General features: G+C 57.9%; 24 protein-coding genes and 2 pseudogenes. 13 read left to right on the top strand and 13 right to left on the bottom strand.

Annotation, left to right across the window (positions count from 1 at the left end):
• The first annotated feature begins 106 nt into the window (after positions 1-106).
• The 3 genes from VJ109_RS18420 to VJ109_RS18410 all read left to right on the top strand — a co-directional run bounded on the left by VJ109_RS18420 (position 107) and on the right by VJ109_RS18410 (position 2,093).
• Entirely contained in the window at positions 107-946 is an 840-nt protein-coding gene (locus VJ109_RS18420) for a hypothetical protein (RefSeq protein ID WP_324761226.1), read from the top strand.
• A 95-nt stretch (positions 947-1,041) separates the two neighbouring features.
• Entirely contained in the window at positions 1,042-1,614 is a 573-nt protein-coding gene (locus VJ109_RS18415; protein ID WP_324761225.1) for a winged helix-turn-helix domain-containing protein, read from the top strand.
• Positions 1,614-2,093: a toxin-antitoxin system TumE family protein gene (locus VJ109_RS18410; protein WP_324761224.1), complete on the top strand. Its 480-nt coding sequence runs from the start codon at positions 1,614-1,616 to the stop codon at positions 2,091-2,093. The genes VJ109_RS18415 and VJ109_RS18410 overlap by 1 nt, the downstream gene beginning before the upstream one ends.
• Positions 2,094-2,095: 2 nt before the next feature.
• On the opposite strand, the pseudogene VJ109_RS19665 reads toward VJ109_RS18410, so the two are convergent.
• The 4 genes and pseudogenes from VJ109_RS19665 to VJ109_RS18395 form a co-directional block, all read right to left on the bottom strand.
• Positions 2,096-2,173 (bottom strand): annotated as a pseudogene (locus tag VJ109_RS19665) (HVO_A0114 family putative DNA-binding protein); the annotation flags it as partial.
• Positions 2,174-2,208: 35 nt separating this feature from the next.
• A complete protein-coding gene (locus VJ109_RS18405; protein ID WP_324761223.1) occupies positions 2,209-2,748 on the bottom strand; it encodes a hypothetical protein in 540 nt (179 codons plus the stop codon).
• A 591-nt stretch (positions 2,749-3,339) separates the two neighbouring features.
• Positions 3,340-4,005: an RNA polymerase subunit sigma-70 gene (locus VJ109_RS18400; RefSeq protein WP_324761221.1), complete on the bottom strand. Its 666-nt coding sequence runs from the start codon at positions 4,003-4,005 to the stop codon at positions 3,340-3,342.
• A 143-nt stretch (positions 4,006-4,148) separates the two neighbouring features.
• Complete coding sequence (locus VJ109_RS18395; protein ID WP_324761220.1) at positions 4,149-4,304, bottom strand: hypothetical protein; 156 nt, start codon at positions 4,302-4,304, stop codon at positions 4,149-4,151.
• A 330-nt stretch (positions 4,305-4,634) separates the two neighbouring features.
• Between VJ109_RS18395 and VJ109_RS18390 the strand changes: the two are divergent.
• The 6 genes and pseudogenes from VJ109_RS18390 to VJ109_RS18365 all read left to right on the top strand — a co-directional run.
• Positions 4,635-5,015, top strand: a pseudogene (locus tag VJ109_RS18390) (transposase domain-containing protein); the annotation flags it as partial.
• A gap of 414 nt (positions 5,016-5,429) precedes the next feature.
• Entirely contained in the window at positions 5,430-6,656 is a 1,227-nt protein-coding gene (locus VJ109_RS18385; RefSeq protein ID WP_324761219.1) for a substrate-binding domain-containing protein, read from the top strand.
• Between the two features lie 264 nt (positions 6,657-6,920).
• Positions 6,921-8,861 carry a 3-hydroxyacyl-CoA dehydrogenase/enoyl-CoA hydratase family protein gene (locus VJ109_RS18380; protein WP_324761218.1) on the top strand — a complete coding sequence of 647 codons (1,941 nt, stop codon included), beginning with the start codon at positions 6,921-6,923 and terminating at the stop codon, positions 8,859-8,861.
• A complete protein-coding gene (locus VJ109_RS18375; RefSeq protein ID WP_324761217.1) occupies positions 8,861-10,054 on the top strand; it encodes a thiolase C-terminal domain-containing protein in 1,194 nt (397 codons plus the stop codon). Before VJ109_RS18380 ends, VJ109_RS18375 begins: the two co-directional genes overlap by 1 nt.
• Positions 10,051-10,572, top strand: coding sequence for a Zn-ribbon domain-containing OB-fold protein (locus VJ109_RS18370; RefSeq protein WP_324761216.1), 522 nt, complete (start codon positions 10,051-10,053; stop codon positions 10,570-10,572). The genes VJ109_RS18375 and VJ109_RS18370 overlap by 4 nt, the downstream gene beginning before the upstream one ends.
• A 2-nt stretch (positions 10,573-10,574) precedes the next feature.
• Positions 10,575-12,209: a long-chain fatty acid--CoA ligase gene (locus tag VJ109_RS18365; protein WP_324761246.1), complete on the top strand. Its 1,635-nt coding sequence runs from the start codon at positions 10,575-10,577 to the stop codon at positions 12,207-12,209.
• A gap of 28 nt (positions 12,210-12,237) precedes the next feature.
• Here VJ109_RS18365 and VJ109_RS18360 read toward each other — a convergent pair whose 3' ends face one another.
• The 7 genes from VJ109_RS18360 to VJ109_RS18330 all read right to left on the bottom strand — a co-directional run bounded on the left by VJ109_RS18360 (position 12,238) and on the right by VJ109_RS18330 (position 17,801).
• A complete protein-coding gene (locus tag VJ109_RS18360) occupies positions 12,238-12,765 on the bottom strand; it encodes a winged helix-turn-helix domain-containing protein (protein WP_324761215.1) in 528 nt (175 codons plus the stop codon).
• 702 nt (positions 12,766-13,467) lie between these two features.
• The gene (locus VJ109_RS18355) at positions 13,468-13,986 is read right to left on the bottom strand and encodes a hypothetical protein (RefSeq protein ID WP_324761214.1); all 519 of its coding nucleotides are present in this window, start codon (positions 13,984-13,986) and stop codon (positions 13,468-13,470) included.
• A 156-nt stretch (positions 13,987-14,142) separates the two neighbouring features.
• On the bottom strand, positions 14,143-14,265 hold the full coding sequence (locus VJ109_RS18350; protein WP_284011697.1) for a hypothetical protein: 123 nt from the start codon (positions 14,263-14,265) through the stop codon (positions 14,143-14,145).
• Positions 14,266-15,250: 985 nt separating this feature from the next.
• Positions 15,251-15,739, bottom strand: a complete 489-nt coding sequence (locus VJ109_RS18345) for a PIN domain-containing protein (RefSeq protein WP_324761213.1) — start codon at positions 15,737-15,739, stop codon at positions 15,251-15,253.
• Positions 15,729-15,974: a UPF0175 family protein gene (locus tag VJ109_RS18340; protein ID WP_324761245.1), complete on the bottom strand. Its 246-nt coding sequence runs from the start codon at positions 15,972-15,974 to the stop codon at positions 15,729-15,731. Before VJ109_RS18340 ends, VJ109_RS18345 begins: the two co-directional genes overlap by 11 nt.
• A gap of 535 nt (positions 15,975-16,509) precedes the next feature.
• Positions 16,510-16,644 (bottom strand): hypothetical protein, encoded by a 135-nt coding sequence (locus VJ109_RS18335; RefSeq protein ID WP_324761212.1) that lies wholly within the window; start codon positions 16,642-16,644, stop codon positions 16,510-16,512.
• Between the two features lie 284 nt (positions 16,645-16,928).
• Positions 16,929-17,801, bottom strand: coding sequence for a universal stress protein (locus tag VJ109_RS18330; RefSeq protein ID WP_324761211.1), 873 nt, complete (start codon positions 17,799-17,801; stop codon positions 16,929-16,931).
• A 210-nt stretch (positions 17,802-18,011) separates the two neighbouring features.
• On the opposite strand from VJ109_RS18330, the gene VJ109_RS18325 reads away from it, so the two are divergent.
• The 3 genes from VJ109_RS18325 to VJ109_RS18315 all read left to right on the top strand — a co-directional run bounded on the left by VJ109_RS18325 (position 18,012) and on the right by VJ109_RS18315 (position 21,602).
• Positions 18,012-18,443: a universal stress protein gene (locus VJ109_RS18325; protein WP_324761210.1), complete on the top strand. Its 432-nt coding sequence runs from the start codon at positions 18,012-18,014 to the stop codon at positions 18,441-18,443.
• Positions 18,436-20,766: an amino acid permease gene (locus tag VJ109_RS18320; RefSeq protein WP_324761209.1), complete on the top strand. Its 2,331-nt coding sequence runs from the start codon at positions 18,436-18,438 to the stop codon at positions 20,764-20,766. The genes VJ109_RS18325 and VJ109_RS18320 overlap by 8 nt, the downstream gene beginning before the upstream one ends.
• A gap of 71 nt (positions 20,767-20,837) precedes the next feature.
• Positions 20,838-21,602 (top strand): Lrp/AsnC family transcriptional regulator, encoded by a 765-nt coding sequence (locus VJ109_RS18315; RefSeq protein WP_324761208.1) that lies wholly within the window; start codon positions 20,838-20,840, stop codon positions 21,600-21,602.
• 106 nt (positions 21,603-21,708) lie between these two features.
• On the opposite strand, the gene VJ109_RS18310 is transcribed toward VJ109_RS18315, so the two are convergent.
• Positions 21,709-21,921, bottom strand: coding sequence for a hypothetical protein (locus VJ109_RS18310; RefSeq protein WP_324761207.1), 213 nt, complete (start codon positions 21,919-21,921; stop codon positions 21,709-21,711).
• Here VJ109_RS18310 and VJ109_RS18305 point away from each other — a divergent pair.
• The gene (locus VJ109_RS18305; protein ID WP_324761206.1) at positions 21,902-22,069 is read left to right on the top strand and encodes a hypothetical protein; all 168 of its coding nucleotides are present in this window, start codon (positions 21,902-21,904) and stop codon (positions 22,067-22,069) included. The two genes, VJ109_RS18310 and VJ109_RS18305, sit on opposite strands and share 20 nt — an antisense overlap.
• A gap of 243 nt (positions 22,070-22,312) precedes the next feature.
• Here the strand turns inward: VJ109_RS18305 and VJ109_RS18300 are convergent, their stop codons facing one another.
• Positions 22,313-23,368, bottom strand: coding sequence for a TrmB family transcriptional regulator (locus VJ109_RS18300; RefSeq protein ID WP_324761205.1), 1,056 nt, complete (start codon positions 23,366-23,368; stop codon positions 22,313-22,315).
• Positions 23,369-23,374 lie beyond the last annotated feature (6 nt).

The raw sequence follows: 23,374 nt of genomic DNA, 5'->3' as shown, positions 1-23,374 counted from the left end.
AATACGCGCCCTGTATTCAGCAGGCCCACTGAACCCTATCAGTGCCTGAGTGTTTCAACAGAACCAGCCACTAGCAATATATTCGAGAGTTCTGAAAAAGAAGTTAATGAGTCTAACAAGTTTTCTCAAAGGCGATAGTGAGCTCCGTATCCTCCTCGATCAAACTTTCGAAAAACCTACTCTGGAAATCAAAGCGGAGCGGGTTGCCGATCCACAAACAACGAACTACGGGCTTATCGGGACTGCATTCGACTACATTCTCCGATTCAAGCTAGAGCGAATGTATGGCGTGGACTCTCGACCATGGGTTGCAAACCAGGGGTTGGCGTTGGCGGAACTGGATGGAATGACAGTGGACTCCACAGAAAAGTCCCTTGCAACGCTACTGGCTGATGCTCAACGTCTCCATCGCGAGTATCTTGACACGGGGGTAATGACAGACGACTTGTTGGGTGCAACGCTTGATCTCGCCCGGTTGGACGGGATTTATCGATCTGGACGGGTTGCAGATGACTTTGGACAAGCGTTGGACGGCGATATTGACGATCTCAGACGGTTATATGAGGCCATTCCCGAAGAGGAGTTTTCAGGGGCAGAAACTGTCTTGCTGAATCCCGAGTTTGGGTCTGCGTCGAAATTGGTTGGTGGCGCAGACGGGGATATCGTTCTTGGAAGTACCCTCATCGACATCAAGACGGTCAAGGAGGCCACACTGAAACCGGATTATTGGCGACAGCTCGTCGGGTACGCTGTGCTAGCCGACATCGCTCACGATGAACTCGATCACATGCCCGCATTCACCGAGATTGGGCTCTACTTTTCACGACATGGAGTTCTTTGGCGGACGTCTGCAGCACGCATCTATCAGCATGAAAAGTATGCGAAGTTCAAAAGTTGGTTTCAACAGCGAGCACGAGAGCACTTTTCCGGAGCTTCACCGGGATAGCAACTGCGTGACATCGCACGCCGATACCCAACGAGAAAATATAGCTTATCACCCCACAACTATTTTTACACTATCGTCCGTAGGATAGGACACTCATGCCCTCTGACCCACGCTGGACTGGTGATCTAAACGACGCCGTCGTCGAGGAGTGGGTCACAGAAACGACCCCATTCGAGCGAGTCCGAGAGGTGCTCGTCGCGACAACCTCGTTCCAGTACGCAGGCGAGATCGCCGAGCGAGCACAGGTGAGCGAGCCAAGCGCACGGAAGCACCTGACAACACTTGCAGAGAGCGGTCTGGCCAGCACCGAAACTACCGGGCAGGGGACGCGGTTCAAACGCTCGGCTGAATCGATGGCAATGCAACGAATCAAAGAACTCCATACGACGCTCTCTCGGGCCGAACTGGTCGATGGAATTCAGGATCTCAAAACACAAATCCAGTCGTATCAGGACGACTACGGCGTGACTGATCCAGACGATCTCGCCCTTGAGCTTGGCCCAGATGACGATGGATGGGACGAGATTTCCCGCTGGCGGGCGCTCGAAGAGAATCTCGACGTGGCCCAGGCTGCGCTTGCACTGTATGATTTCGATCCTGACGTGACCGGAGAACACACCGGCAGCGGAGCGTTTGCCGATTCATCGGACGATATCTCAGCAGACTGATGCCCGGTGGTAACCAGTCGATTGGGATTCCAGCTGGGGAACTGACCGGTGACGTTGGGCCACCAGATGTACCGATCATGCGGGCGATCAGAAGCGTGTTTCAACGAGACGAGCCCCTCGTTGATGACGCCAGTTTCGACAACGTCCTACAGCCCCAGGAACTCCAGCTCCAGTTTCGCGCTGGGATCGGGACGGCTGAGACATGCCGACTCGATATCACCTGGTTTCGATCCGGTGCGTACCGATTCCACTATAGCGATTCTGCGGACAGACAGTGGCGTTTCGATAGACATCCGAACCCGCATTCACCCGAGCGCCATTTCCACCCACCGCCGGATGCACCAGCACACACAGCCGCTAGATCCTGCATCGAGGTGGTTGAGCCCGCGCTGGTTGCTCGGGCTGTCCACCAATTGTGGCGACGAGCCTACGAGACTGAGTCGCTTGCAAACTTGAATACCGCGAACAATCCGCTCTAGTTGACGTTGTCGTGGAACTCATCGGACGAGTTGACTGTCACGACAAGCGTCAACGCAGCCCGAAGCTGTTCGCGTTCCATCGGATGTAGCGGTGGCGTTGATTCGTGCATGCGTGTCATTCTAAGTAGATTTCCTCAGTGACAGGGTAAACCGAAAGGCCGCATGCTCGGGCCAATTTTCGAATGGGTCCATCAAACGAGAACAAATAATCATCGCCACGTTTTGCCTGCAGTATCAATATCGCTTCCTGAAGCGAGACATCGTGCTTTGGATACTGATCAAGAAACGCTGCCGCCGCATCGAGTACCGCTCGTGGACTTGCAGTCAGATTGGCCGACTCCCAGGAGTCAGACCCGTGTTGGACAACTAGGTCAGACTCTTTGATATCTTCGTACAGATCAAGTGCCTCGTGTGCACCACGGTTGGACCGGAATGCGGAGATAACCTCCGCAACGACGTATGCATCTGTAACGTAGTAAGCCCGATTGCCGGAAATTTCGAAGAATCGGTCGACTACAGCCTGTTTACGTGCGGAACGATGGTCAGCAGTCAGTCGAGCAAGCAACGCCTCTTTATCCAGAAAGACGATAGCGGTCCCGAGGTCGTCAGGGAAAACAAGACTGTCGTCGAGTGAAAACTCCGTATCGATATCCACCACACCTACTCCTCGTCAGACTCAAGTTCGACACGGTCGCGCGTGAGTAACGGATCTTCGCCATCCTGAAGCGGTGGTTCACCGAGAGTTTCCGGATCGAGAGCCGGCCCACTCAAGAACTTCTCAAGCGGACTCCCACTGTCTTCCTTATCAGCAGCCATGGAAACTCACCTTCGTAATATCGTGTACTGGCCGATCGTACTTAAGCGTACAGTCTCGTGAACACGTCAACTCCCAGACCTAGCAGTATCACGGAAGCGAGTTGTGTCAGCAGGTCTGATCCCGTCGAGACTATTCCAGCCGCGACACCCATTCCCCTCTACACCGACCACACCAACCCAATCGGCCCCGGCGACAGCAGATAGCCGCCCAGCGGCGGCTGCTCGGCCAGCAGTCGACACCCAGCCAACCAGCAGTCCACCCCGCCCGTCAGTCCCACGCCGACACACGCCCTGCTCTTGGCCGCTGCGCCCGCCCGCCAGCCCCACGCTGGGTTCCATCGGAGAGTCGCCCCACTTCGCCCGGCTGTCTGCCCCACCCTGAGAGCGGCCGACTGCCAACGCCAATATAGTCGTCTGATACGCGTGATCTTCAGAAAGAATCCCTTCGATAGTCAGCAGTAGTTTCGACATCGTCGTACATCCGGTCAAGCATATCGAGCGCCGGCTGGAACGTCGCGTAGTGATCCCGCGCGAACGAAAGCGTATCATCTATCGAGATGACCGGATGACCGTCGACGGAGTCGGCCTTGACTGTCTCACGAGCTTCCAAAACGTACTGAATCGGTCCATCAACCTCCTCGGATAGTTGACGCTCCTGTCCGATCGGGATTCCGAATCGATCGAAGAACCGCTCCCACTTCTCAAGATCAGACTCATCAACAGCGATGAACAGCGGGTAGTCTGCAGGTTCGCGAGCGACCTGATATCCCCCACGCGTCCAGACGTAGACGGCATCAATTGAGGTGTATGCGAAGTCCAGACCAGCGAAGTGCGGAAGGACGTACGCCTCTGGAATCGACGGTGGAGACACCGCTGCCGATGCGGCCAAAAACGAGAGTGCCGCCTCACGGACAGCTGGGGAGACAACGGAAAGCCCCTGGTCATATTCCACGTAGTCCCCTTCTTCGAGTGAATTGACGACACGGCGAATCGTCTCCCGGTTCTCATCGATTTTACGAGCGACTTCCGAGATTGAGTCACCGGACTCGATTGCAAGGAGTGTCTTGAGCGCTTTTTCATTGCAGGGCTCGAACATCACTTTCCCTATGGTTGCACAAATATATGCAACAGTAAAATATTTTGTTATTGAGGAGTCCTGAGATAACCTCTGGGACGCTCCGGAAAGCGAATGCTCCAGCTCACGATATCGAAACCTCCCCCGAGAACGGACCAGCGGGCCTAGACGACCCGCTGGTGGCCCTCCGCGCAGGTGACGACCCGCTCGGTTCGTGGATCGCGAGCTCGCGAGTCGAGCGTCCCGACCGTGGCGATCTCGCTGTCGACGATTTCAGCGTTGCACTCTTCGACTGGACAGGACTCTGGCAGGTCTGGCATCGAGTGTCCCTCACCCTCTGGGGACACAGAAAATCGCCGTCGCGATCAGCGGGCAGGAGTCGCGTGTCTGCCGGGCAACCCGGGGGCAACCGACGGTCGTCCGACAGCGGGCCTCAAAACGACTCGGAGACGTCCTCAATCGAGGTGGCCGTTCGCACATGTCGCCGTGTACCGGCCGACAGTCGCGGTCTCTGGATACTCACCGTCGCCGCAGGCGACCCGTTCGGACTCAGTGATCTCGTCGCTGCACCCCTCGCGCAGGCAGGTGTTTGTAAACGGTAGTGTTTATTTAAGTACCAAAAGTGAGGCTGGAGAATTTCTTGCTGGTTCATGGCAGAAATCGCCCGCCCCAGCAGTCATAGAGAGTGGATTGATTTGGGCTTTGTGGAGCGCGAGCGGACATTCGAGGGAGCGATGGGTATTCCATCGCACGTTGCGGGACTCTCGCTGTCGAATACCGTCGAATTACTCGATTGTATGGGTGTCCAATACAGTCGAAAAGCCATCCATGATTGGGTTCAGAAGGGCGATTTACAGCCTGAACCCGGGAAACCCCCGAATCAGGTCGCGCTCGACGAAACGGTGATTCGCATCAACGATCAGCAGTTCTGGCTGTATGCCGCCGCCAATCTACAGTCGAACGAACTGCTTCACATCCGGTTGTTTGCGACAATTACGACCGCTCTCACGGAAATTTTCCTACGCGAACTGTGGCGGCCGCGATAGCAAGAAAGGCCCGACGCTTGAGTTCATTGATATTATATATCATGAAGGTCATATTTGCACTGATGTAATATTTTCCGAACTGTAATAAATAATATTAGAACTAATTGTAAGTCAGATATGCATTTTCTTCACCGGGTCGATCGGGTTTTCAGCAAGAGCTGATTCCGGACCGATTCGTTGGCGTCGTAATCAGTCCGAGAGCACGAATCAACGATGCATTCAGTAACAATATAGCTACTCCGTCAGCACACCGGGTTCGTTTTTTCTTCGGGGAGTATCCAATCAGTATCCTAATTCGCAACGCTACCCAAACAGCATAAAGCTAATATCTAGAATTGATTCACATTCAATCCTATATCAACAGCAAAGCTTAACATCATGTTTGTATAGGTAGGATGTATGGGCACATTTGACAGTGAACACGGTCGACGGTCGTTTCTAAAAGTTGCCGGCGCAGCTGGCGCAACCGGTCTCAGTAGTCTCGCCGGCTGCATCGCGTTAAACGGTGACGGCGGCTCGGACACAGTCACTATCGCGGCCGCCGTCCCGGAAACCGGACGGCTGGCCTCGGTTGGCAAAGAGATGGCCACCGGCTACGAGCTCGGACTGGAGAAAGTCAACGAGCGCGACAACGTCGACAAGGAGGTCGAAATCCTCGTTAGGGACGATGAAAGCGACCCGACGGTGCTCCAACAGCAACTCCAACAAATCACTAGCAACAATGAGGTGGACATGATCTGGGGGAGTTTCTCCAGTCCACTCGTCATGGCAGGATCGGCGTACGCTGAGAACGAAGGAGTGCCGTTCCTCGCAGTTGCTACCTGCTACCAAGAGCCGCTTGTCTCCGGAGAGAAAGAGTGGACGTATACGCCGTTTCCGAAAACACGCGATGTCACGCGCGCGACCAAAGGGATGCTCGAATTCATTCCGGAGAACGAGCGTCCACAGACGGTCGGTATCTGGGAGGAGAACTCCGGCTGGGGTGCCGAGATGGCCGACGCTTGGGACAGAAATCTCTCGAACGCGGGCTACGACATCGTGATGCGGGAAACGTACAACCCCGGTAATGAGGACTTCTCGACACTTATTTCACGGACCGACAATGCAGGAGTTGAAGCGCTCGTCGCGTGCCCGCAGCCGCCGGACGGCATTACCGCAATGAACCAACTGAACAACTCTGGATACATGCCTGATTTCATCGAGTTCGTACGTGCCTCGGACCCACAGGCGTGGTGGTCGGCGCTCGGTGAACAAGGGAACTACATCACAATGTGCCCGGGCTGGGCACCCGGGATGACCGGTAACGGCAACGAAGAGTTCCTGAACGCGTACGCCGACCGGAATGACGGCGAGACGCCGCGCGTGATGGTCGGCGTCGGCTACAATCTCGCGCAAACCACTGAGCAGGCGCTGGCTGCCGCCGAGAACACCGACCCCGAAAGCGTTCGGTCCTCACTTGATACGACGGAATTCAATACCGTCATCGGCGACTTCGGCTTCGATCAGTACGGGATGCCTATGCAGGGCCAACTCTCAGCCGCGAGCGCGCAGTGGTGGAACGGCGAGCAGCGCCTCGTCTACCCGCAAACCGAGCAGGCAGCCGAGCTTCAGTTCCCCATCGAGTGACAGCCAGAATTTACTGCGCCGACCAGACAGAATGTGGTGCCATTCGTGGGCACGGGGGGCGAATCCAACGGTCTTACCACGCACACTGGGGGGTTGCTCCATAGACGAGTACATTTGGATGCTCCCGCAAGCATATCGGTGAGTTCCAGTTGTCGTGCTCGGTAACTCTTCTGTCTATTTAGAATTTTTAGTTAAGCTAAAAGGATACAATTCCAAACATCGTAACCAATGTTTTAAGTTCTATGGTTACTTCGTGTTTCAACGATGAGAAGGAATGACATAGATAATGTGGCCGTACTCGGTGCGGGAAGCATGGGACACAGTATCGCTGAACTTGCCGCCATTGCGAGCTACGAAGTGGTACTTCGAGACATCGAATACGACCTCATCGAGGAAGGCCTCGAACAGGTCGAGTGGAGCCTCGGCAAACTCGAAGAGAAGGGCAAACTCGACGAGTCAGCCGATGACGTACGCGCCCGTATCTCCGGCGAGACGGACCTCGAAGCCGCCGTGGCCGACGCGGACTTGGTCATTGAGGCAATCCCGGAAAATCTCGATTTGAAGCGCGAGACGTTTGCCGAAGTCGACGAACACGCGCCCGACCACGCCATCTTGGCGTCGAACACGTCCGGCCTGAGTATCACCGAAATCGGAGCTGCGACCGAACGTCCCGAACAGGTCGTCGGCGCGCACTTCTTCAATCCGCCCGTGAAGATGGACCTCGTTGAGGTCGTCCACGGCCAACACACCAGCGAACAGACGCTGGCTGCCGTTCATGGGTTCGTTGCTGACCTCGAGAAACGCGCTATCGACGTCAAGCGAGATATCCACGGGTTCATCGTGAACAACGTCATGCTGCCGTTCATCGAGGAGGGCGCGTGGATGCTCGCGGACGGCAGCGCCGATGTCCGCCAAGCGGACGCAGCAATGGTGTACACACGTGGCTATCCGATGGGGCCGTTCGAACTCGCGGACTACACTGGTATCGATATCGCGTACCACTTCCGCGAGGACACCGACCTCGATTCTCCGCCGACTATCGCTGAGAAGGTCGAGGCCGACGACCTCGGAAAGAAGACCGGCCAAGGGTTCTATGACTGGGAGGCGGATGGTCCCGACTACGAACCGAGCGATGGCGGGAACTTCGATACACTCCGTGTGGAGGCCCGGATGATCAATGAGGCCGCACGCCTCGTCGGAAACGATGTGGCAACACCAGACGATATTGACCTCGGAAGCAGATTAGGCGCGCGCTTCCCGGAAGGCGTCTGTCGACTCGGCGACCAACTCGGCCTCGACAACGTCCTCGACAAACTCCGGAAGCTCCACGAGGAGACGGGCGCCCAACGATTCGCACCCGACGACTACCTCGTTGAACTCGTCGAGGAGGGAAAGACCGGCGTCGACGCCGGTGAGGGATTCCACAATTACCGCGGCGACGGTCTCTCCCAATACATCAACAAGTCGCTGGACGACCGCGGCGTCCTTGAAATCGAGTTCGACCGTCCGGAGCGGCTGAACGCGTTCTCCGAGACGATGTTTGGCGAGGTCGAGGCCGCTCTCGCGAACGCCGACACCGACGAGGTGTCCTGCGTCGTGTTCTCCGGTGCCGACGGGGACGCGTTCAGTTCCGGTGCAGACATCACTGGCTTCATGACATCCGAACCCACCGAGTTGATGGATGTCGACGAGACTATCCGCGCTATCGACGAGTTCGAACGCCCGACCGTTGCCCGCATCGATGGCTTTTGTCTCGGTGCCGGTTTCGAAATCGCCCTGGCCTGTGACCTCCGCCTCGCCACCGAGGACTCCGTGTTCGGCTCGCCGGAGATCAACCTCGGATTGATACCGGGTGGCGGCGGCACTCAGCGACTCATGCGCATCGTCGGCGAAGGGCGTGCGAAGGAACTCGTCTTCCGCGGCGAACAGATCTCCGCCGAGCGTGCCGAGGACTGGGGACTCCTCAATCGCGCCGTCCCGGAGTCCGAGTTCGAGGAGACGGTCTCAACGTTCGTCGACGACCTTGCAAACGGTCCGAGGACCGCGCTGAAGGTCGCCAAGCGCGTCATCGACGACGGCCAGGATGCCAGCCTCGACACAGGGTTGGACATCGAGAGTCAGGGCTTCGGCTTGCTGACGACGACGGACGATATGGTCGAGGGCGTGACAGCGTTTAGGGACGACCGCGAACCGGAGTTCGAGTGATGACGCGGACTGCTGCAGTCGTTGGCGGCGGTCACGCTGACTGGGGACAACGCGAGGCGACGTGGAAAGACCTCGTGCAGGAGGCTGGAAAAGCTGCCTTCGACGACGTCGACGGTATCACACCCAACGATGTCGAAGGACTGTTTGTCGGCGCGGTGCAGCCCGAGCGGTTCGCCTTCCAGAGCCATATCGCCCCGCTGGCCTCGGAACTGCTCGGTATCGACGTCACGAAGATGATCTCGCGCACCGAGCTGGCGTGCGCAAGCGGGCAGGCGGCACTCCGGTACGCGTGGCTCGCCATTGCTTGCGGCCAGTTGGACGTTGCACTCGTGCTTGGCGTTGAGAAGATGAACCTCGGTGATGACTACGTCGAAGAGACACAAGCGAGCATGACAAACGTGCTCGACCGCGAGTTCGACGGCGTAAACGGCCTGAACGCACCGTCGTTCTTCTCGATGTTCGCCCAGCGCCACATGCGCGAGTACGGCACCACCCGGGAGCAGCTCGCCCAGGTGAGTGTGAAAAACAAGCGCCACGCCGCGAACAACCCCTACGCTCAGTTCCGGCAGGAAGTCAGCATCGACGACGTGCTGGACTCCTATCAGATAGCGCCGCCGCTGTGCCTGCTGGACTGCAGCGGCATCACGGATGGTGCCGCCGGCCTGCTACTCGTCAGCGAGGAGAAGGCGCGCGAAATCACAGATACTGCGGCATACGTCACGGGCAGCGGCCAGTCCTGCATGGCGAGCAACTCCATCAACAACTTGCCGTCGATGTCCGCGTGGCCGCAGGCCACCGTCGCTGCAGAGGAAGCATACGACCAAGCCGGCATCGATGATCCAGTGACCGAACTAGATGTCGCGGAGATTCACGACTGCTTTTCCATCAGCGAGATCATCGAGTACGAAGACCTCGGCTGGGTGGAGAAAGGCGAGGGTGGCCAGTTCATCGAAGACGGCCGCAGCGAACTCGACGGCGACATCGCCGTCAACCCCCGTGGCGGGCTCTTGGGCTGTGGTCACCCGCTCGGTGCGACTGGCGTCTCACAGGCGCTGGAAGTATACAAGCAGTTCGCCGGCAAGGTCGAATCCGCCCGCCAAGTGCCGGACAGCCCGGAGACCGGACTCATCCACAACCTCAGCGGTAGCGGCAGCGTTCACAGCGTGATGACACTCGCGAGAGATCCTCAATGACTGACGACACCGACCACACCGACGCACGCACCGATAATGGACCGCCACGAAAGACGGTCTCAGTCCCGGACACTATCGAGATGCCGCGTCTGATGGACTTCTACGACCTGCAGGACGCCGACCACACAAGGATTCACGAGTTCTACGACCGCCTCCGCGAAGGGTCACTATCTACGACGGAGTGTCAGGACTGCGGCGAGCTCCACTTCCCGCCGCGCGTCGTGTGTCCGGAGTGTACGAGTGACTATCTCGAATACGTCTCGCTGCCCCACAGCGGCACGTTGTTCGCGTTCTCCGCCGTTCGGGGGAGCGGCCCACTCGGGATGGACACGCCGTTCGTCACGGGCGTCGTCGACTTGGACGGCGTTGACATCCAGTTATCGGCCCGCATCGACGACGTCGACTACGAGGACCTCGCTATAGGCGACCCCGTCACGCTGCAAGTCGTGGACATCGACGGCCCGACTGACCAGAACAGGGTGTTTTATCGATTCACGCCACAGGGTGCCACAGCATGACAATGGACTACGACCTCACGATAACGAAGTTCTTGGAACGCGCCCGCGATCTCTTCGACCACAAGGAGATCGTCACCGCGCTCCCGGACGGTAGCACGCACCGCTACACGTACGGCGACGCCTATGAGCGCATCAGTCAGCTCGCGCATGCACTGGACGACTACGGCATGGCGCCCGGCGACCGTTCGGGCGTGATGGCGGTCAACCACTACCGCCACTACGAGCTCTACTTCGGACCGTCCTGTAGCGCACGCAGTATTCACATGGTGAACCACCGACTACCGGAACACCACCTCGTCGAAATTATCGAGGAGGCCGAAGACCGACTGATGTTCGTCGACCCGCAGTTCTTGGACGTGCTCGAACCCATCGCGGACGACCTCGACACCGTCGAGCAGTACGTCATTCTCGGCGACCGAAACGACGTGCCGGATACGTCGCTGGAACCAGTCACCGACTACGAGTCGTTCATCGCCGGCTACGACACCGACTACGATTGGCCCACTATCGACGAGGACACCGAGAGCGCGCTCTGCTACACGTCCGGTACCACCGGTCTGCCAAAGGGCGTCCAATACACGCATCGTGGCCAGTTCCTACACACACTGATGCACAGCCACGCCGACGTGTTCGGCATCAGCGAGACCGACACCGTGATGCCAGTGGTGCCGATGTTTCACGTCAACGGCTGGGGGCTCCCGTACACTACGACCTTTACGGGCGCGAAAATCGTGCTACCGGGCCAGCGGACCGATCCGGACGAACTCATCTCCTGCATAACCGAGGAAGCAGCCACCGTCGCGGCCGCAGTTCCCACCGTCTGGATGGAGGTCGACCGCCTCATCGAGGAAGCCGGCGACCTCGGACCAGACGCGCTGGACTCGCTTCAGGACGTGCTCATTGGCGGGAGTTCCCCGCCGGAGTCGCTCATCCGGAAGTTCGACGAAGTCTACGACGCGCCCATCGGGCAAGGGTACGGGATGACGGAGGCTTCGCCCCACCTTGCGAACACCCTGATGACGACAGAAATGCAGGAACTGCCCGAGGAGGAACGGGACCGCCTTCGGATGAAAGCGGGCATACCGGCACCGGGCGTCCAGATTCGGCTCCGCGACGAGAGCGGTCAGCCGGTGCCTCACGACGGCGAGACGCCCGGCGAAGTGCAGGCGCGGGCACCGTGGCTCGCCGGCGAGTACTACCAGCGTCCGGACGCAACGATGGCATCGTTCACACAGGACGGGTGGTTCCAGAGCGGTGACGTCGCCACCATCGACGAGTACGGTAACCTCGACGTGGTCGACCGCCTCGACGATGTCATCAAGAGCGGCGGCGAGTGGATCTCCAGCATCGAACTGGAGAACACGATTATCGGCCACGACGACCTTGAGGAAGCCACTGTCATCGGCGTCCCCCACGACAAGTGGCAAGAGCGCCCGGTCGCGTACGTCGTCGCAGCGGACGACGTGACTGCCGACGGCCTCCGCGATTACTTGCTCACGGAGTTCCCAAAGTGGTGGCTACCGGACCACTTCGAGTTCATCGACGAGGTTCCGAAGACGACCACCGGAAAGTACAACAAGAAACGCCTCATCGAGCGCTTCGAGGAGGAGTACGGGTCGCTGCCTGTTGAGGAGTAGCGCGGCGTCGGAGTGCCGCGTGACGACGCTAGAACCGATAATCCTTATCGCCGTCGAGATAATCGAAGAGGCCGGGACTGGCGCCGAACTCAAGGATGTTCGTCATCACGCTTGTGCGGACGTTCAGCACCGTCTTGCCGTGGTTCTTGTAGAACTCGTGGAGCCAACGCTCACCGTGTTCGCGTGTCGGGAACAGCATGATGGACTTCCACTGGTACTCGCCATCCGACAGGAAGTACATGAGCGTGTGTTCGTCGTCGCGGATGTGCTCCATCGTTTCGCGCCATGTGTCCGCGAAGTACTCAGGATTGAACTTGAATTCGAACAGTTCGAATATGAAATACTCCTCGTTGGGAAGGATGGCTTCACGGTACACACCCGCCTCTCGCATGTTCCGGATAGACTCGTTAACAGTGACATAGGAGACATCAATATCGTACTCGTCTTCGAGAATGTCAGCGATATCTCGGGAAGATATCCTGGGGTTTTTCGCGAGTTCCCGGAGGATGTAGACGTCACGGTCCTTGAATTCGTACGACGGTGTGTCGTGTGCCATATACACGTCTATCCGAGTAACAATGTTAAGATTCAGGATTTGGAGAACAACGTTTGGTAGATCCGTGGAATCGCCGAACACGGCGTGATTTCGTCGGGTCGTCAAGAATTGACATTTTTCCCGGTACGACGGGTTCTGTGCACTCTCTTCCTTCCCCGAGCAGAACGACGAGTAGCGTTTTCGTCCCCTTGAAAGGGGGCACGCCGCTGGCGCTTGCCCTGGTCAGGTCAGCGACCGCCAGCGGCGTGGGGCTTTCAAGATGCGCTGGTCGGACTTGCTCGTCAACGTCGTTCTGGAGGACCTCACTGTAGCAGTAGTCCCGACAGTTCCACCAGCACCACGAGTGAGGATTGTCCCGTCCCCAGGAGTGCCGACGGACCCAGCAGTACCAGGAGATCCCATCGTGCCAGCGGTTCCGGCCCCGTTCCTACCAACCCAGCCGAGACATCCGACCACCCACATACCGACCATGCCCACTCAATCGGCGCCGGCGACAGATAGACAGCCGGCCAGCAGGCGACACCCACCCAGCCGACCTTCCCAGCCCGGCCCGTCAGTCCCACGCCGACACACGCCCTGCTCTCGGCCGCTCCTCCTGGCTGCCAGCCCCACGCCGGTTTCCATCCGAGAGCCGGGTCGCTTCGCCCGGCTGTCTGCCTCACGTGAGAGCGACCGACTGCCAACGCCAGTGCAGTCTGGGTATCATGCACGGTTTCGAGAACACCACTCTTCAAATCCAGTTTCGAACTCGGTGAAGAGATTGCGGTGAAAGTCACCGATATACGGGAGTGGATATGTCTGATCGTGGTCTGGGGCATGGGCGAGATAGTCGCCCGAGTCATCCAAGTTCCCTTTCGGTGTCGCCTCGAAATCTCGCTTCCGGAAGTACAGATGGTAGAGGTCGTTTTCTTCCCCAGATCGTTCGAACTCAACAGAGAGACACCAGTAGTCGCCGTGCTGGAAGTCGTTCCGGAGTCCCCAGAGGAATGTACCTCGACGAACATATGCCGGGGCGGCCTTATTCTCGCGAGCAGGCAAAAAATATCCCTTACCGATATGTCGGTTGAGGCGTTTATTCAGGATCTGGCGGATCTGTTCGTTGTATGAATATAACGACGAGACATAGTTGTGTACACGGCGGTACACCTCGTTCTGAACGTCGGTTGTGTCGGCATCTACTGGGACTTCGATCAGACCAGTCGTCGAGATATCGTCGCACATACCGGCAAGCTCATTGAAATTGCCGTGAACAATATATGCAGACGATCGAGCCCGGGTAAGGTCCCTGCTCGTCACTGGTTCAGCTGGTCCCGACGTATGGCCCAGTAATTGGTCGATCGGGTTTGTCGAACCGGAATCCGACATCAAAACACCGCCCTACTCGTCAGTCGAACCGCAAGCCATCTCCGACGCTGCCTCTCGGTCTTTCAAGAGCTGCTCCGTCGACTGGCCTGTTGTTTCGGCCAGTTCTTCGACCGATGGGATATTCTCCAGCGTCATCTTTGTACTTCGGAGTAGCTCCCTGCCTCAGTTATAACTTTCGTACGATTCAGTACTAGGCACAAGGACTCTATAGCGCCGTGGAGCTGGTATACTGTGCTGGATAGGCAGCCCCGCCACCCGTATCGGTGGCTCTGGAAGGACTCGCTGGCTGCCTGTGCATGTCGATGATGAGCTTCGACCCGGGCTGGTCAGTTCAGGATACTGTTCCTCGGCGAATCGGGAACCAGTGCTCATGATGAGAAACCCGATACCCTCCAGGGAGACAAAAATCGACATTGCGACCATCTGCCACGAGAACCGTGTCTGCCGGGCGACCGTCGGTTGCCCCCAGGGTCGCCCGACAGCGGGTCTCAGAGCGATTCGGGGACATCCTCGACTCGAGATGGCCGTTCGCGCACGTCGCCGCGTAGCGGCCGACAGTCGCGGTCTCTGGATACTCACCGTCGACGTAGGCGACCCGTTCGGACTCAGTGATCTCGGCGTTGCACTCCTCGCGTGGGCAGGTGTTCGTGCTCATGTCTCTCATCCGCTGGGGACGCACAAAGCCACGCCAGGCGGGCGATTCTAGGAGCCTGGCTGGGGCCTCTTCATAAAAACGACTGCCACAAAGCGTATTCCGAGACTGCCCAGTGATACGAATCGGGCTGCGGTCCCTGGGCGCCAGTACGAAGGGGTACCGTCCAATTGGGACCCGCCCCCATCTGGCAGCGGGGGAATACACCGCACGTCCAGAGGCCATTGTGGCAGGTCACTCCACTGACATCGATGTAACTCTCCCGCTTATGTCAGCGCAGCCAATAGCGTTAGTGCAGCGTCGCTGCGAACTGTCAGAGGCACGCCGGTCGGGTGGGCATCACCGGCCTGGCTTTTCCACATCATTTGCTGAAGGTCCTCCCCACCCAATAGCGTTGAGAGAAGAAGGAAATCTGACGAGTGTATGACAAACCGACGACATTATACAGTCAGTGAGAGGCCAGTAGCGCTACTCCCCCTTGGAAAGAATCTTGGAATAAAGCTCATCAGAAATCCAAAACCCAGCCTCACGAAGAGCGTCCAGTTCCTGCTGTAGTTCCAGATCATCTTTGTTGGCCGCCCGAAGGAGGATACCGATGACACCAGTCACGCTCAAGTCATGTCTGCGGGCGACTTGACGGCCATCTTTCTCATCAAGAAGGATGAGATCAGCATCCTGCTCAATGGCATAGCAGATCGCGGCTGTTTCACCGAGGTCCAGTTCGCGGAAAATCTCAGTGAACAGGTCAGATCGCTCCACTTCGGCCACCGTGAGGAACTCTGTATCGCGGAGGTCCCGGAGCGCGTCTAGCCCTGCGTCTCCGTCAGTAAGTTCGTCCCACACCTGTATTGGAATCGTGAGTCTTGAGAACTGTGATATGAGCAGGTCAAGTCGATCAATGAGAGCAAGATTGAGAAGCGGTGAGGTGTCCGAGACGACAACCTCACTATTCGGCATATTCGAGGTCTTCAGCGAGTTCGGTTTCGGTGTAGTGACGCGGAATTTCGCGCTCACCAAGCAGTGCTTGGAACTCTCGGGTGGAGAGCTCTGCGAGAGTGCGAGCCTTCCCGAACGAAAGAACATCGCGAGCATACAGCGAGACCGCTAATTCTTCTTTCATAGCTTGTGACCGCTCATGTTCAGGCAGCCGTAATGCCTCGTACACCTCCTCGTCAATTTCTATTGTAGCCATGTGTACCCGTTTGATGACACGAGTATTGAGTGTTTGGCCGCTGGACGGTTGTCCTACAGACCAATGATAGTTACAGACCAAGGAGTAACTACCTGAGTTGGCCCAGGAGCCCGGCCAGGCGTCCATGGCTGCTGGCGTCGGCCTGGGTCTGCTCGTGGTCTGGACCTCGATGCCGATCTCACAGGGACAGATCAGGGGCTGTCCCCCACAGACTGGACACTCCTCGTAGTCACAGAGATGGTGATGGTGCTCGCCTTGCTCAACGCCACAGGCGGGACAAGAGCGGTTGTTCCACGCCTCTGGGTCAGTGGTCGCGGCGAACCGCTTGAGTCGCTGGCGGACATCGGCTTTCGAGAGACAGCCCCGGCCCCCGGAGAGGACCTCCGTTTCGAGTTTGGTGACCTGCTGTTCGTAGGTTCGGAACTGAGCTTCCTCGCCCCACGGGATCGGATCGTAGCTCGCTCCGTCGATCTGGTAGCGCTTTGAGACACAGGCCGTCGACGGGTATGGACGCTCGCAGTCCGGGCAGGTCATCTTACCGACCTCCCCGCCGTCGGCCCTCGAAGACCTCGCCGGTTGCCTGCGCCGCCTGGTGTTCGGCCTCGATGTCGATGTCGTCGGTGGTGTGTTCTGGCGGCTGTTCGTCGACGGACTGCTGTTCAGTGCTCATATCGGGAAAACCCCTCACCCCACAGGGGTACACAAAATCGCGGCTGGCTCTTGCCTAAGCTGATGGTACAACAATCAGCCTACTGATACTGCTACCGGTTGGCGTGCAAGATACAAAGGATGGATTCAGCACACAGGTCTTGGTTCACTTCACAGCTTGGAGAACCGTTGGACCATCCCTGTCTACCAGATTGACTTCGGTGAATTCGACGCTCAAAAAGCTCGCCTTGAGGTGATCAGGGTCGTGGAATCGAGCTTGAAACACCGTCCCCACCCGTGCTTCCGCTATTCCTGTTCGAAGCCGAATCCGTAATCACCGTTTCGCTGTACTGTAAGGACGGCGTTTTCCGACTCTTCTGTCACGGTTGCGGTGATCGAACCTGAAACGAACTCCCGGAGGCGGCTTTGGGTCGGTTTTCCTATTACGGTCACGTCGTAGTGTGCTGACTCGTTGATAATTGCCTCGGCGACGTCGGGTGCTTCGAGGTGCCACGTATCCAGTTCGACCGATTCAGGGAGGGGTTCCCGAGCCGTTTCGAACAGTTCCGAAACCCGTGAGACTTCAGCATCGGTTTTCTCTTCGGACACGTGTAAGAGGTCAACGGGCACGTTCGCGCCTGCCCCAAGAGCGCCCCCGACGACGACGCCGAGGCCAGAGTGTTTCCCCTCGGCGATGGGGACGAGTACCGATGCGATTCCTGAACTTGCGCGTGGGTATGTGACTGAAACCACATCACACGATGTGTGTTTTCGCATCCGGTCGGCCGCGTCGCCACGAAGCCCCTCTCCAAACAGTTCGGGCGTGTGTTCATCAAGGACGACAAGCTGGATATCCCGTTGCTGCGCTACTTTGATTGCTGTTGTGAGTGGACTGCTTGTTTCCTCGATAATCAGGTGTGTCTCGGCCCTGTGGTTCTCGTCTAGATTGGCTTTCAGTAGTTTTCGACCGACGAGAGTTGTTTCTGTACTCTGGAGGCTCTCGTCCGTAAGTAGGTCCAGTACGATTAGTTCTCCCCCAACGCCTTCTGCGATATTCAATGCAGTCTCGAACGTGAAGTTATCGTGGGAACTGAAAATCGGATACAGAATACGTGGTGGAGAATCAGGAGTCTCGGACCGTTCCAGAAACTCCTGGCGACTCGTTTCAGCGTGAGCCATGCCACTACTGATAGTCTATGCGTAATAAATCTACAGTATTGTTTCTGATTCCGTAACTAGAAGAATATATATTCCCTATACAGGGAATTGGTAAGCGTGAGGACAAACAATTGATAAACCAGTCCCGTGGAGTATGGAGTATGGTTCGGAGCACAGCTACTGGAGGAAATCATACTCGATTCGGTGGCACCGAATTAGGGAGAGTGTGACATGTCCGTGTCGTTGTTCACCCATGCGTTGGTGCCGGTGGCCTCACCGGAGGACGCAAACGCGACGATGCGGGCTATCCAACCGTACCTGGAATCCAGCGGTGGCGGCGTGACCGTTCTCAACGTGATCGAGAAGGCCGGTGGTGCACCGGACAAGGCGTCAGTCGAACAGCGTGAGGAATACGCTCACGAGATATTCGATAGCGCCCGTGGCGCGCTTGCGGACTCCGGTATCACCGTCACGACCGAGATCCGCTACGGGACTGACGTTGCAGAAACGATTATCGAAACGGCACACGAGATCGACGCGAGCGCCATCGTCTTCACGCCACGTGGTGGCAGTCGGTGGCTCCGCCTGCTGACCGGCGACGTAGCGCTGTCACTCGTCTCGGAGAGCGACCTGCCCGTTATCACACTCCCAGACCATGACTGACCAGGAACTCGCACGCGACCTCGGCTTCCTAGAAGCGTACACAATCGGCCTCGGGACGATGATCGGTGCCGGCATCTTCGTCCTTCCGAGTATCGCCGCCGAACAGGCGGGACCAGCCAGTATGATATCCTTTTTCGCCGGCGGGTTGGTTTCCCTGCTCGCTGCGATCTCCCTGTCGGAGCTGGCCACTGGAATGCCCAAAGCCGGTGGGAGCTACTACTACGTCAACCGGGCGCTCGGCCCCTTCTTCGGGAGCATCGTCGGGTGGGGAATGTGGGCCGGGCTGACCTTCGCCAGTGCCTTCTACATGATTGGGTTCGGTCAGTACTTGCTACCCGGTCTCGGCCAATACGTCGGCTTCCTGGCCGGGTGGGGCCAGATCGGGATTACCGTCGCCGCACTCGTCATGGCGGCGCTGCTGACCGGTGTCAACTATTATGGTGTCAAGGAGACCGGGGCACTCCAGAATGTCATCGTCCTCACACTGGTCGGTCTCATCGTCGCTTTCCTCGGCATCGGAATCGTCGATGGGCCGACTATCGGGGATTTCAACCCCAACGGCTGGCCGGCCGTCGCGGCAACCATCGGAACCGTCTACGTGACCTTCATCGGCTTCGAGGTAATTGCGACCAGCGCCGAGGAGATCAAGAACCCGAGCCGGAACCTGCCGCTGGCGATGATCGCCGCGGTCGTGACGCCGACGCTGATGTACGTCGGCGTGATGTTCGTCTCGACGGGGACGCTTTCGATCGAGGCGCTCGCCAGTTCCCAGATTCCCGTCGCGGACGTGGCGACAGAGATATTTAGACAGGTCGCATCCTGGCTCTCTTGGCTACCACTCCTCACGGTTACTCCGGACGCTGCTAGCTCGGCCGGGGCGTTGCTCATGATCGTCGGTGCGGTCCTGGCGACGGTGTCAAGCGCGAACGCGAGTATCCTCTCGGCAGCCCGCGTGAACTTCGCCATGGGTCGTGACAAGATTCTCATCAACTGGCTCAACGAGGTCCACGACCGGTTCCGGACGCCCTACCGCGCAATCTCTGCGACCGGGATCATCACACTCATGCTCATTGCAATCGGCGTCGGTATCGGGACGCTCGCCGAGGTAGCGAGTTTCATGTATCTCGTCACCTACGCGCTCGTCCACGTCGCGGTCATCGTCCTGCGACGTGCCAACCCCGAGGCATACGACCCCGCGTTCCAGATTCCGAGCGTGCTGTACCCGGTCGTCCCGATTCTCGGGTTCGTCGCCAGTATCGCCATTCTGCTCCAGATGAACCCCATCGTGCAGGCTATCGGCGGTGTCATCGTTGTCTTCGGTGTAATCTGGTATGCCCTGTATGCGCGCGACCGGGCGCTCAGCCAGAGCTTGGTGGGCGAAGCAATCGCACCAGAACCGACGAAAGTTGCCGATGGACAGGGTCGATACCGGGTCGTCGTGCCAGTGGCCAACCCCGCAACGGAACGCGATCTCCTTCGGATGGCTGCGGCCAGTGCACACGCCCACGACAGCGAAGAGGCCGAAGTCATTGCGGTCAACATCATCGAGGTCCCACAGCAGACCTCGCTGGCACAGGACCTCACTTTCGAGGAAACCCGCGTCGAGCGACAGCAGGAGCTGCTTGACTCGGCCCGGGACATCGCCGACGACCTCGACGTCGGGTTGCGGACACGCGCTATCGTTGGCCGCAACGCCGGGTCAGCGATTCTAGACGTCATCGAGGAGGAAGACGCAGACCACGTCTTGCTCGGCTGGAAAGGCAAGCGGAGCCGACGGGAACACGTCTTGGGTTCGACCATTGACCCCGTCATCGGCCGTGCATCGTGTGATGCGACGCTCGTGAAACTCGGCCCTGAGGACGGGCGCGCAACGGGAGACATCATGGTCCTCGCTGGCGAGGGGCCACACGCTCCTGTCGCTGCCCGTCGAGCTGCAGAATTCGTCAAGGCAGCCGGTGAAGACACGTCCCTGACGCTGTTCAATATTCAAGATCCGGGTGACGATGAGGACGGACTCTCACCTGAGGAACGCGGTCAGGCGCTCATCGAGGACTTCGTCGAACGCGCCGGTACCGAAGAGGTGGAGTACGACACCCGCATCGATGTGGCTGAAGATATCGAAGGGACGATTCTCGATGCGACCTCGCAGTACGATACCATCTGTGTGGGCGCGACGCGCTCCGGTGCAGTGTCACAGGCTGTGTTCGGATCGCTCCCCGAGAGGATCGGCGAACAGGCTGACGGAACCGTGGTCATGGCCCGGGGTCCTGAAGAATCCGCAATGTCGGTCCGCGAAGCCATCGCTCGCCGTCTCGAATCGTAGCCTACCGGCAGCTCGACTATCGACGAAGCACAGGCGAAAAAGGGATTGACACTCCCCCTGTTAGTTCTCGTATGAGTCGGCGACTCGACGAAATTGACAAGCGCATCATCCATGCGCTCCAGCAGGACGCACGGAACATCTCGGCCCCGATGGTCGCGGAGGAGATGGACGTATCTCCGGGGACGATTCGCAACCGCATCGACCAGCTCGAAGAGGCGGGAATTATCAAGGGATATCACGCGGATATCGACTACGAACGGTGTGAGAGCCGTATGACCAACCTATTCGTCTGTAACACCTCTGCAAGTGAGCGAGAGAATCCCGGCAAAAAGGCGCTCACGGTACCCGGTGTCGTCAACGTCCGAGAGCTCCGGACAGGGCGTGGCAACCTTCAAGTCAAGGCCGTGGGTGAAGAAATGAGTGACCTCACGCGGATTGCACATCAGCTCAGCAAGCTCGGCCTGGAAATCGAAGATGAGGACCTGATTCAGGACGAGTACTTTACGCCGTACGAACCGTTCGGGCCAGACGGTGCGAGCAAACAGGGGGCGATGACTGACATGGTGTCGCTCTCCGGCGGTGCAGAAGTTGTTGACGTGACGGTCAGCACGGACGCCCCAATCGTGGATACGACACTTCGTGATGCGAACGAGCAGTCATTACTCGGCGAAGAGGTTCTCGTTATCGCAATCGAACGCGGTGACGAGATGATTACCCCGAAAGGAGACACAGTGATTCGTTCCGGGGACCTCATTTCCGTGTTTGCTCGGGATGGGGTGCCCGAGACGACACTGGATGCGTTCGGTGAGACGAACCAGCCGATCAAGCCCTCCTAAATAGAACATTTGCTGTGCGAGATACGCGCCCTGTATCTTGCACAGCCCGATCTGCCAGCCCTGAGATAGATACCAGTGGTTCCCTGCTTCAGTACGAGCCTCGCAGCTAGCGCTCGGTTTTCTGCAACTGCTCGTGGGCGTCGGGATTGACCACGGGGACGACACCGTCGACGTCCTTGTCGTAGTCCTCCTGGAGCACCTCGAAGATATCGTCCGCGAGGGCGACCGCCTCGTCGCGCTTGTTCGGATCGGTCTCGTGGACGGGGAAGTCGGCAGGACCGACGCCCTTAACGACGAGAATGAGTCGATCGTCAGCCATCGCGATCGACCTCTTTGACGACCAAGACAGGATCGTCGCCACCGAGCACCTCGGTACTGAGAAACTCGGATGTCTCGAGCGTTTCGGCGACGAACTGGCGAAACTCCGCGTCGACATCACCGAACTCGATGATGGCCTCGGGGTCTAGCTACTTGTTGGCTGGAACTGCTGTGCAACACGATCTGGAGAGTCGTCACCATATATGGCTGTGACGAAACGCTCTCTGTGGAGCGTCCCTCGCCCCCCTGGGGGGGTAAGAAAATTGCTGTAAGCGTTTACCAGCTGGCTGCCTAATTGGCCGCAGTAGGGTCAAGGAGATCGATACGCGAAGCGTCTCCTCATCCTGTAAATTCGATAAACTGTACTTTTCAGTTCGTTGGTGCCGGAATACTCACCTATCAGGCTCTCGTTTCAACGTGATGTTCCGTGCTTCGAAGTCCTCGATAAACGCCTTGGCACCCCCAACGGTGAACGTACCGTCCGGCGTTTCGACGACGAACGATTCCTGTGTCGGGAACTCGTTCGAGAATGGCCGCACGATGCTCTGTTTCACCTCCACGATGGTTCCCTCAACTATCTCGAAGGAGTCGTCACTTTGTGTCGGCCGAACCTCTATTTCAGCAGTAAGTGGCTGTTCATCCGTCAAGTACAGCGCCGCTTCGAACACCGCAGGACGGAAACTGGTGAACGTTGCCGGCAGCGATCCCTTCTGTGCAGCGTGTCGCTGCTCTCCCATCAGCCAGTAGTTCGCGATAAACGAGTCGAACAACGAGGAGACGATCTGTTCTTCCGCATGGTATATCGCGTACTCGTCCGAGTTCGAGTTCAATACGGCATCGGCTGACGAGACGATGCCATCTGATCGGTCGATAGTGAGAGTGACTGGTGCAGGTGCGTCCCACGTCTGTACCACGTTTGCTATCGAATCGCTAATTTCGACCTCCTCATCATATTCAGTCACCAACAGCATACAGAAGACGCCACGTTCCTGTGCGTCCCGAAGGGAGTCCTCAACCCGACAGAGCACCGAGGCCGGAAGGGCGAGCACGATTTCGTCGGTCGCGGAATCGATTAGATCGACGAGTTGCGTGAGTATCGTTCGACGTGATTTGATGATACTGAACTTTTGTTGTTCGTAGCTCTCTGAATCGAAAAGGTCCTCTAATTGTGTCTCGATGCTGTGCAACTGCGAAACAAGGTTTTCAATACCTTCCGAGGGCGGGATCGCCCGTAGCTGTGTCGGTTGGACGTGATCGTCGATTTCGATGAGGTCACGGTCCTCTAGTTTTCCGACGATATCGTACGCGTAACTCTTCGAGATATCCGTCTCTTCAGAGACCACACGCATCGTTGTCGAGCCGTTCTGGAGGACTGCGACGTAAGCGAGTGCTTCCTTCTCCGAGAGACCGAAGCGAGTGAGTTCGTCGACAATGTCGTCCTCCACCATATCCAA

Source organism: Haloarcula montana (assembly GCF_035666295.1).
Classification (GTDB): domain Archaea; phylum Halobacteriota; class Halobacteria; order Halobacteriales; family Haloarculaceae; genus Haloarcula; species Haloarcula montana.
The sequence above is the reverse complement of the archived record's forward strand: the minus strand, read 5'-3'. Positions and strand labels throughout refer to the sequence as shown.

Coding starts and splice junctions, on each gene's coding strand:
- VJ109_RS18420 (WP_324761226.1), top strand. CDS start 107: ATGAGTCTAACAAGTTTTCTCAAAGGCGATAGTGAGCTCCGTATCCTC.
- VJ109_RS18415 (WP_324761225.1), top strand. CDS start 1,042: ATGCCCTCTGACCCACGCTGGACTGGTGATCTAAACGACGCCGTCGTC.
- VJ109_RS18410 (WP_324761224.1), top strand. CDS start 1,614: ATGCCCGGTGGTAACCAGTCGATTGGGATTCCAGCTGGGGAACTGACC.
- VJ109_RS18400 (WP_324761221.1), bottom strand. CDS start 4,005: ATGTTCGAGCCCTGCAATGAAAAAGCGCTCAAGACACTCCTTGCAATC.
- VJ109_RS18395 (WP_324761220.1), bottom strand. CDS start 4,304: ATGCCAGACCTGCCAGAGTCCTGTCCAGTCGAAGAGTGCAACGCTGAA.
- VJ109_RS18385 (WP_324761219.1), top strand. CDS start 5,430: ATGGGCACATTTGACAGTGAACACGGTCGACGGTCGTTTCTAAAAGTT.
- VJ109_RS18380 (WP_324761218.1), top strand. CDS start 6,921: ATGAGAAGGAATGACATAGATAATGTGGCCGTACTCGGTGCGGGAAGC.
- VJ109_RS18375 (WP_324761217.1), top strand. CDS start 8,861: ATGACGCGGACTGCTGCAGTCGTTGGCGGCGGTCACGCTGACTGGGGA.
- VJ109_RS18370 (WP_324761216.1), top strand. CDS start 10,051: ATGACTGACGACACCGACCACACCGACGCACGCACCGATAATGGACCG.
- VJ109_RS18365 (WP_324761246.1), top strand. CDS start 10,575: ATGGACTACGACCTCACGATAACGAAGTTCTTGGAACGCGCCCGCGAT.
- VJ109_RS18360 (WP_324761215.1), bottom strand. CDS start 12,765: ATGGCACACGACACACCGTCGTACGAATTCAAGGACCGTGACGTCTAC.
- VJ109_RS18355 (WP_324761214.1), bottom strand. CDS start 13,986: ATGTGCGACGATATCTCGACGACTGGTCTGATCGAAGTCCCAGTAGAT.
- VJ109_RS18350 (WP_284011697.1), bottom strand. CDS start 14,265: ATGACGCTGGAGAATATCCCATCGGTCGAAGAACTGGCCGAAACAACA.
- VJ109_RS18345 (WP_324761213.1), bottom strand. CDS start 15,739: ATGCCGAATAGTGAGGTTGTCGTCTCGGACACCTCACCGCTTCTCAAT.
- VJ109_RS18340 (WP_324761245.1), bottom strand. CDS start 15,974: ATGGCTACAATAGAAATTGACGAGGAGGTGTACGAGGCATTACGGCTG.
- VJ109_RS18335 (WP_324761212.1), bottom strand. CDS start 16,644: ATGAGCACTGAACAGCAGTCCGTCGACGAACAGCCGCCAGAACACACC.
- VJ109_RS18330 (WP_324761211.1), bottom strand. CDS start 17,801: ATGGCTCACGCTGAAACGAGTCGCCAGGAGTTTCTGGAACGGTCCGAG.
- VJ109_RS18325 (WP_324761210.1), top strand. CDS start 18,012: ATGTCCGTGTCGTTGTTCACCCATGCGTTGGTGCCGGTGGCCTCACCG.
- VJ109_RS18320 (WP_324761209.1), top strand. CDS start 18,436: ATGACTGACCAGGAACTCGCACGCGACCTCGGCTTCCTAGAAGCGTAC.
- VJ109_RS18315 (WP_324761208.1), top strand. CDS start 20,838: ATGAGTCGGCGACTCGACGAAATTGACAAGCGCATCATCCATGCGCTC.
- VJ109_RS18305 (WP_324761206.1), top strand. CDS start 21,902: ATGAGTCGATCGTCAGCCATCGCGATCGACCTCTTTGACGACCAAGAC.
- VJ109_RS18310 (WP_324761207.1), bottom strand. CDS start 21,921: ATGGCTGACGATCGACTCATTCTCGTCGTTAAGGGCGTCGGTCCTGCC.
- VJ109_RS18300 (WP_324761205.1), bottom strand. CDS start 23,368: ATGGTGGAGGACGACATTGTCGACGAACTCACTCGCTTCGGTCTCTCG.